The sequence below is a fragment of the Streptomyces kebangsaanensis genome, from assembly GCF_001906585.1.
GTDB lineage: Bacteria > Actinomycetota > Actinomycetes > Streptomycetales > Streptomycetaceae > Streptomyces > Streptomyces kebangsaanensis.
This window is the reverse complement of the sequence record NZ_JUJA01000167.1, coordinates 153,574-161,512: the sequence shown is the minus strand read 5'-3', so window position 1 is coordinate 161,512 and position 7,939 is coordinate 153,574. Positions and strand designations below refer to the sequence as shown.

Sequence of the window (7,939 nt, the reverse complement as noted above, 5' to 3'; positions counted from 1 at the left end):
CTTTCCGTACTTCTACGCCGACGCCGGCGGATACAGCGACCTCGGCAGCTGCGAGGCCGCCGGGGTGTCCAGGAGCCACAGGGTGCGGGCCCGGCCGTACGCGCCGGCGGCCGGGGCCTGGATCTCACCCGCGCCCGAGAGGGCCATGGCCACCGCGTTCGCCTTGTCCTCGCCCGCCGCCAGCAGCCAGACCTCGCGGGCCGAGCGGATGGCGGGGAGGGTGAGGGAGACGCGGGTGGGGGGCGGTTTCGGGGAGCCGTGGACGCCGATGACCGTGCGTTCCGTCTCCCGTACCCCGGGGTGCTCGGGGAAGAGGGACGCCACGTGGGTGTCCGGGCCCACGCCCAGCATCAGCACGTCGAACGTCGGGACCGCGCCGTGGTTCTCGGGGCCGGCCGCGCGGGCCAGCTCCTCGGCGTAGGCCTCCGCCGCCGCCTCCACGTCCGCGCCGTGAGGACCGTCCGACGCGGGCATGGCGTGCACGCGCTTGGGGTCCAGGGGCACGGAGTCCAGCAGGACCTCGCGGGCCTGGGTGACGTTGCGCTCCGGGTCGCCCTCCGGCAGGAACCGCTCGTCGCCCCACCACAGGTCCAGACGGCCCCAGTCGATCGCGTCCCGGGCGGGCGCGGCCGCCAGGGCGGCCAGCACACCGTTGCCGTTGCGGCCGCCGGTGAGGACGACGGACGCCGAGCCCGTGGACGCCTGCGCGTCCACGATCCGGGTGATCAGGCGGGCCGCGGCGGCCTGTGCCATCAGCTCCTTGTCCCGGTGGACGACCAGCTGCGGGGTGCTCACTTCGCCGCATCCTCCTTCGGTACGGGCACCGCGAGCGGTTTTTTCGCGGCTGCCGCAGGTGTGGGGGGTGCCGGGGGAGCGTTCAGCTTCTCCACGCCGAACCTCAGCGCCGAGGCGTACGTGTCGTCCGGGTCCAGCCGGCGCAGCTCCTCCGCGATCAGCTCGGCCGTGTCGCGCCGCTTCAGCGCCACCGCGCGCTCCGGCTGCCCGTGGATGGACAGGGTCGCCAGGCGGCCGTCGGCCCGGTCCAGGGCGATCGGGCCGCAGCTGGTCTCCATCCGGACCGCGGTCAGCCCCGGCCCGGCGGACTGGGAGCGCTTCACCGGCACGTCCAGCCGGTCCGCGAGCCACATCGCCAGCAGCTCGCAGCTCGGGTTGGACTCCTCGCCCTCCACCTCCACGGCCCTGACCTCGCAGGTGACCTGGTCGAGGGCGGCGGCCAGCATCGAGCGCCAGGGCGTGATCCGGGTCCACGACAGGTCCGTGTCACCCGGCGTGTACGCCTGGGCGCGGGCCGAGAGCTCCCGCACCGGCTGCTCGGAGGTGTAGGTGTCGGTGACCCGGCGCTGCGCCAGGGCGCCCAGCGGGTCCTGGGCCGGGTCCAGCGGGGCGTTCACCGGCCACCACACGACGACCGGCGCGTCGGGCAGCAGCAGCGGCAGCACCACCGACTGGGCGTGGTCGGCGACCTCGCCGTACAGCCGCAGCACCACCGTCTCGCCGGTGCCCGCGTCCGCGCCCACCCGCACCTCGGCGTCCAGCCGCGAGGACGTGCGGTCGCGGAGCGTGCGCGAGACCCGCCTGATGACCACCAGCAGGCGCGAGGGGTGCTCGCGCGAGGCGTCGCCGGCGGCCTTCAGCGCGTCGTAGGCGTTCTCCTCGTCGGTGACGATGACGAGGGTGAGCACCATGCCGACGGCCGGGGTGCCGATCGCCCGGCGGCCCCGCACCAGCGCCTTGTTGATCTTGCTGGACGTGGTGTCGGTCAGGTCTATCTTCATGGCCTGCGCCAGCTCCGTCCGTCTCGTGCGAGCATCTCGTCCGCCTCGGTGGGCCCCCACGTCCCCGACGGGTACTGCGCGGGCCTGCCGTGCTTGTCCCAGTACTGCTCGATCGGGTCGAGGATCTCCCAGGACAGCTCGACCTCCTCGGTGCGCGGGAAGAGGTTGGAGTCGCCGAGCAGTACGTCCAGGATCAGCCGCTCGTACGCCTCCGGGCTGGACTCCGTGAAGGACTCGCCGTAGGCGAAGTCCATCGACACGTCCCGGATCTCCATCGACGTGCCCGGCACCTTGGAGCCGAAGCGGACGGTGACGCCCTCGTCCGGCTGGACCCGGATGACGATGGCGTTCTGCCCGAGTTCCTCGGTGGCCGAGGTGTCGAAGGGGGAGTGCGGCGCCCGCTGGAAGACGACCGCGATCTCGGTGACCCGGCGGCCCAGCCGCTTGCCGGTGCGCAGGTAGAAGGGGACACCTGCCCAGCGGCGGTTGTCGATCCCCAGCTTGATGGCCGCGTAGGTGTCGGTCTTCGACTGCTTGTCTATGCCCTCTTCCTCGAGGTAGCCGATCACCTTCTCGCCGCCCTGCCAGCCGGCCGCGTACTGCCCGCGCACCGTGGACCTGCCCAGGTCCTTGGGCAGCTTCACCGCGCCGAGCACCTTGGTCTTCTCCGCGGCCAGCGCGTCCGCGTCGAAGGAGGCGGGCTCCTCCATCGCGGTCAGCGCGAGCAGCTGCAGCAGGTGGTTCTGGATGACGTCCCGGGCGGCGCCGATGCCGTCGTAGTAGCCGGCCCGGCCGCCGATGCCGATGTCCTCGGCCATGGTGATCTGCACGTGGTCCACGAAGGACCGGTTCCAGATCGGTTCGAACATCGTGTTGGCGAAGCGCAGCGCCAGGATGTTCTGGACGGTCTCCTTGCCCAGGTAGTGGTCGATGCGGAAGACCTGGTCCGGGGCGAAGACCTCGTGCACGACCTTGTTGAGCTGCTCGGCCGACCTCAGGTCGTGGCCGAACGGCTTCTCGATGACCGCGCGCCGCCAGGAGCCGGACGTCTGGTCGGCCAGGCCGTGCTTCTTCAGCTGCTGGATGACGACGGGGAAGGACCTCGGCGGCACCGACAGGTAGAAGGCGAAGTTGCCGCCCGTGCCCTGCGCCTTGTCCAGCTCCTCGATCGTCCCGCGCAGCCGTTCGAACGCCTCGTCGTCGTCGAAGGTGCCCTGCACGAAGCGCATGCCCTGCAGGAGCTGCTGCCAGACCTCCTCGCGGAACGGCGTGCGCGCGTGCTCCTTGACGGCGTCGTGCACCACCTGGGCGAAGTCCTCGTGCTCCCAGTCGCGGCGGGCGAAGCCGACCAGCGAGAAGCCCGGCGGCAGCAGACCCCGGTTGGCGAGGTCGTAGACGGCGGGCATCAGCTTCTTGCGCGACAGGTCGCCCGTGACACCGAAGATGACCAGGCCCGACGGCCCCGCGATACGCGGGAGCCGTCGGTCGGCGGGGTCACGGAGCGGGTTCGCTCCGGTGACGGGAAGGGGCGCCAAGGTCCTCAGCCCTCCGCGGGGGCGAGGCGCTCCAGCTCCGCCTCGGTCGACTTCAGCAGGTCGTTCCAGGACGCCTCGAACTTCTCGACGCCCTCGTCCTCCAGGACCTGGACCACGTCGTCGTAGGAGATGCCGAGCCTCTCCAGCGCGTCCAGGTCGGCACGGGCCTGCTCGTAGGTGCCCCTGACGGCGTCGCCGCGGATCTCGCCGTGCTCCTCGGTGGCCTCCAGCGTGGCCTGGGGCATGGTGTTCACCGTGTTCGGCGCCACCAGCTCCTCGACGTACATGGTGTCCTTGTACGCCTTGTCCTTCACCCCGGTCGACGCCCAGAGCGGACGCTGCCTGTTCGCGCCCTCCCGCTCCAGCGCGCTCCACCGGTCGGAGCCGATGACCTCCTCGTACGCCTGGTAGGCCAGGCGCGCGTTGGCCACGCCCGCCTTGCCGCGCAGCGCCTTGGCCTCGTCGGTGCCGAGCTCGTCGATGCGCCGGTCGATCTCGGTGTCCACGCGGGAGACGAAGAACGACGCCACCGAGTGGATCTTGGAAAGGTCCAGGCCCTTCTCGCGCGCCTTCTCCAGGCCGCTGAGGTAGGCGTCCATGACCGCGCGGTAGCGCTCGAGGGAGAAGATCAGCGTGACGTTGACGCTGATGCCGTTGGCGATGGTCTCGGTGATCGCCGGCAGACCCGCCCGGGTGGCCGGGATCTTGATGAGGGTGTTGGGGCGGTCGACCAGCCAGGCCAGCTGGCGGGCCTCGGCGACCGTCGCCTTGGCGTTGTGCGCCAGGCGCGGGTCGACCTCGATGGAGACCCGGCCGTCCTGGCCGTCGGTGGCGTCGAAGACGGGGCGCATGATGTCGGCGGCGTCCCGGACGTCCGCCGTGGTGATCATGCGGATGGCCTCTTCGACGGTGACCCGGCGGGCGGCCAGGTCGGAGAGCTGCTGGTCGTAGCCGTCGCCCTGCGAGATCGCCTTCTGGAAGATCGTCGGGTTGGTGGTGACGCCCACGACGTGCTGCTGGTCGATCAGCTCGGCGAGGTTGCCGGACGTGATCCGCTTGCGCGACAGGTCGTCCAGCCAGATCGCGACGCCTTCGTCGGAAAGGCGCTTGAGTGCGTCTGTCATGGAAAATGCATCTCCTACGTGTCGTATATGAGCGTCAGCGCTGGGCGGCGGCGAGGGATTCCCGGGCCTGGGCGGCCACGTTCTCGGCGGTGAAGCCGTACTCGCGGAAGAGGGTCTTGGCGTCGGCCGAAGCCCCGAAGTGCTCCAGGGAGACGATCCGGCCGGCGTCTCCCACGTACTTGTGCCAGGTGAGCCCGACGCCCGCCTCGACCGCGACGCGCGCCCGGACGGCCGGCGGCAGCACGCTGTCCCGGTACCCCTGGTCCTGCTCCTCGAACCACTCCACGGACGGCATGGACACGACCCGCGTGGGAACGCCCGCGGCCTGCAGCCGCTCGCGCGCCTCGACCGCCACGTGCACCTCGGAGCCGGTGGCGATCAGGATGACCTGCGCCTCGGTGTTCTGCCCGTCGGGCCCCTCTGCCTCGAACATCACGTACCCGCCGCGCGCGGTGTCGTCGTTGGGCTCGTACGTCGGCACGCCCTGGCGGGTGAGCGCCAGACCGTGCGGGGCGCCCTTGCCGAACTCCTTGGTCCAGCGGCGCAGGATCTCGCGCCAGGCGATCGCGGTCTCGTTGGCGTCGGCCGGGCGGACGATGTTCAGGCCCGGGATGGCGCGCAGCGAGGCCAGGTGCTCGACCGGCTGGTGGGTCGGGCCGTCCTCGCCCAGACCGATGGAGTCGTGCGTCCACACGTACGTCACCGGGAGGTGCATCAGCGCGGACAGGCGCACCGCGTTGCGCATGTAGTCGGAGAACACCAGGAAGGTGCCGCCGTAGACGCGGGTGTTGCCGTGCAGCGTGATGCCGTTCATCGTCGCGGCCATCGCGTGCTCACGGATGCCGAAGTGGATCGTGCGCCCGTACGGGTCCGCCTCCGGCAGCGGGTTGCCCTCGGGCAGGAACGACGAGGTCTTGTCGATCGTCGTGTTGTTCGAGCCGGCCAGGTCGGCCGAGCCGCCCCACAGCTCCGGGATCACCTCGCCGAGGGCCTGGAGCACCTTGCCGGACGCCGCGCGCGTGGCCACGCCCTTGCCCGTCTCGAACACCGGGATCTTCTCGTCCCAGCCGGTGGGCAGCTCCGCCTCGGCGACGCGGTCGTACTCGGCGGCCCGCTCGGCGTTGGCCCCGCGCCAGGACTGGAAGGACTTCTCCCACTCCGCCCGGGCCTGCCGGCCGCGCTCCACGGCCTGCCGGGTGTGGCCGAGCACCTCGTCGGAGACCTCGAAGTGCTGCTCGGGGTCGAAGCCGAGGAGCCGCTTGGTGGCCGCGATCTCGTCCTCGCCCAGCGCCGAGCCGTGCGAGGCCTCGGTGTTCTGCGCGTTCGGGGCCGGCCAGGCGATGATCGAGCGCATGGCGATGAAGGACGGCCGGTCGGTGACGGCCTTGGCCTCCTCGATCGCCGCGAAGATCGCCCGCGGGTCGAGGTCGCCGTTCTCCTTCGGCTCCACGCGCTGCACGTGCCAGCCGTAGGCCTCGTACCGCAGAGCCGTGTCCTCCGAGACGGCGGTCTCGGTGTCGCCCTCGATCGAGATGTGGTTGTCGTCCCACAGCAGGATCAGGTTGCCGAGCTTCTGGTGGCCGGCCAGCGAGGACGCCTCCGCGGAGATGCCCTCCTGCAGGCAGCCGTCGCCCGCGACGCAGTAGACGAAGTGGTCGAACGGGGACTCGCCGGCCGGGGCCTGCGGGTCGAACAGGCCGCGCTCGTAGCGGGCGGCCATCGCCATGCCCACCGCGTTGGCGACACCCTGGCCGAGCGGGCCGGTCGTGGTCTCCACGCCCGGCGTGTGCCCGTACTCCGGGTGACCCGGCGTCCTGGAGCCCCAGGTCCGGAAGGACTTGAGGTCGTCCAGCTCCAGACCGAAGCCGGCCAGGTACAGCTGGGTGTAGAGGGTCAGGGAGGAGTGGCCGGCGGACAGCACGAAGCGGTCGCGCCCCACCCACTGGGGGTCGGCCGGGTCGTGCCGCATCACCTTCTGGAAGAGGGTGTAGGCGGCGGGAGCCAGGCTCATCGCCGTGCCGGGATGGCCGTTGCCGACCTTCTGTACGGCATCGGCGGCCAGGAGGCGTGCGGTGTCCACCGCGCGCTGGTCCAACTCGGTCCACTCGAAGTCTGTGGTGGTCGGCTTGGTACTCACCCTGGGTCAGGGCTCCTCTCCACAAGTCGGATGCTGGTGCGCCGCGCGCACCGGCTGCCGGCGTTCTCGGCGTCGGCGGGCCTTTGTCGAGCCTACCCCCGTGGGGACGTGCGTTTTTTCGAGTCGATCCAGACCGCCGGGACTGTTCACTATCCGCTTCCCGACCGGCCAGAACGGTGTTCGGCAACTCAATACGCAACCGTTCACCCGATCGCTCAATCGAGCTCGCCAGGGGCCCGCGCCAACACGACCCCACCCCCGCGAATGTCCGGATCTGGGCAACGTCTACAGTGGCGTGGTACGCGCGAGTCCTCACCGTGCACTCACACGGTCCGGGCTCGCTGGGATGTCTCTGTCAGGGGTGTGCGTGACGGCCGTCGAATCCCGTCCAGCGGGGGTGGTGCTCGATGCGAGCCAGAAGCCGAGCCGCCGGCCGTTCGGGGCCCGTGTCAAGGCGTTCGTGGCGCTGACCAAGCCGCGGATCATCGAGCTGCTGCTGATCACCACCGTTCCGGTGATGTTCCTGGCGCAGCAGGGTGTGCCCGACCTGACGCTGGTGCTGCTCACCTGCGTCGGCGGCTACCTGTCCGCGGGCGGTGCCAACGCGCTGAACATGTACATCGACCGCGACATCGACGCGCTCATGGACCGCACCTCGCAGCGGCCGCTGGTGACCGGCATGGTCAGCCCGCGCGAGTGCCTCGTCTTCGGGATCACGCTGGCGGTCGTCTCCACGCTGCTGTTCGGCCTCGCCGTCAACTGGCTGTCGGCGTGGCTGTCGCTCGGAGCGCTTCTCTTCTACGTCGTCGTCTACACGATGATCCTCAAGCGGCGCACGGCGCAGAACATCGTGTGGGGCGGCATCGCCGGCTGCATGCCGGTGCTGATCGGCTGGTCCGCGGTCACCAACTCGCTGTCCTGGGCGCCGGTCGTCCTCTTCCTCGTCATCTTCTTCTGGACGCCGCCGCACTACTGGCCGCTGTCGATGAAGGTCCGCGAGGACTACGCGCGCGTGGGCGTGCCGATGCTGCCGGTCATCGCCTCCAACAAGGTGGTCGCCCGGCAGATCGTGGTCTACAGCTGGGTGATGGTGGCGGTCTCGCTGCTGCTGACCCCGCTCGGCTACACCGGCTGGTTCTACACGACGGTGGCGCTCGCGGCGGGCGGCTGGTGGCTGTGGGAGGCGCACGCCCTGCAGAACCGGGCCAAGGCCGAGGTGACGGGCGCGAAGCTGAAGGAGATGCGGCTGTTCCACTGGTCCATCACCTACGTCTCGCTGCTGTTCGTGGCGGTGGCGGTGGACCCGTTCCTGAGCTGAGGTCCCGTACGGTCCCACGGTTTCCCGGG

At 70.7% G+C, this 7,939-nt stretch carries 6 protein-coding genes; 1 reads left to right on the top strand and 5 read right to left on the bottom strand.

Annotated features, from left to right (window positions below; genetic code table 11):
* Positions 1-12 precede the first annotated feature (12 nt).
* From pgl to tkt, 5 genes are read right to left on the bottom strand one after another with little or no spacing between them, the layout of a single operon-like run.
* Positions 13-795, bottom strand: a complete 783-nt coding sequence (gene pgl / locus RH94_RS35535) for a 6-phosphogluconolactonase (RefSeq protein ID WP_073952416.1) — start codon at positions 793-795, stop codon at positions 13-15.
* The gene (gene opcA, locus RH94_RS35530) at positions 792-1,796 is read right to left on the bottom strand and encodes a glucose-6-phosphate dehydrogenase assembly protein OpcA (protein ID WP_073952415.1); all 1,005 of its coding nucleotides are present in this window, start codon (positions 1,794-1,796) and stop codon (positions 792-794) included. The genes pgl and opcA overlap by 4 nt, the downstream gene beginning before the upstream one ends.
* Positions 1,793-3,331: a glucose-6-phosphate dehydrogenase gene (zwf, locus tag RH94_RS35525; protein ID WP_073952414.1), complete on the bottom strand. Its 1,539-nt coding sequence runs from the start codon at positions 3,329-3,331 to the stop codon at positions 1,793-1,795. Before zwf ends, opcA begins: the two co-directional genes overlap by 4 nt.
* A gap of 5 nt (positions 3,332-3,336) precedes the next feature.
* Complete coding sequence (gene tal, locus RH94_RS35520) at positions 3,337-4,455, bottom strand: transaldolase (protein WP_073952413.1); 1,119 nt, start codon at positions 4,453-4,455, stop codon at positions 3,337-3,339.
* A gap of 34 nt (positions 4,456-4,489) precedes the next feature.
* Positions 4,490-6,592 (bottom strand): transketolase, encoded by a 2,103-nt coding sequence (gene tkt, locus RH94_RS35515; RefSeq protein ID WP_073952412.1) that lies wholly within the window; start codon positions 6,590-6,592, stop codon positions 4,490-4,492.
* Positions 6,593-6,953: 361 nt separating this feature from the next.
* Here tkt and RH94_RS35510 point away from each other — a divergent pair, with 361 nt between their 5' ends.
* Positions 6,954-7,910 (top strand): heme o synthase, encoded by a 957-nt coding sequence (locus RH94_RS35510; RefSeq protein WP_073952411.1) that lies wholly within the window; start codon positions 6,954-6,956, stop codon positions 7,908-7,910.
* Positions 7,911-7,939: the final 29 nt, after the last annotated feature.

Bases quoted from the DNA above. Each gene is read 5' to 3' on its own strand.
- opcA (WP_073952415.1), bottom strand. From the start codon at position 1,796: ATGAAGATAGACCTGACCGACACCACGTCCAGCAAGATCAACAAGGCG.
- tal (WP_073952413.1), bottom strand. From the start codon at position 4,455: ATGACAGACGCACTCAAGCGCCTTTCCGACGAAGGCGTCGCGATCTGG.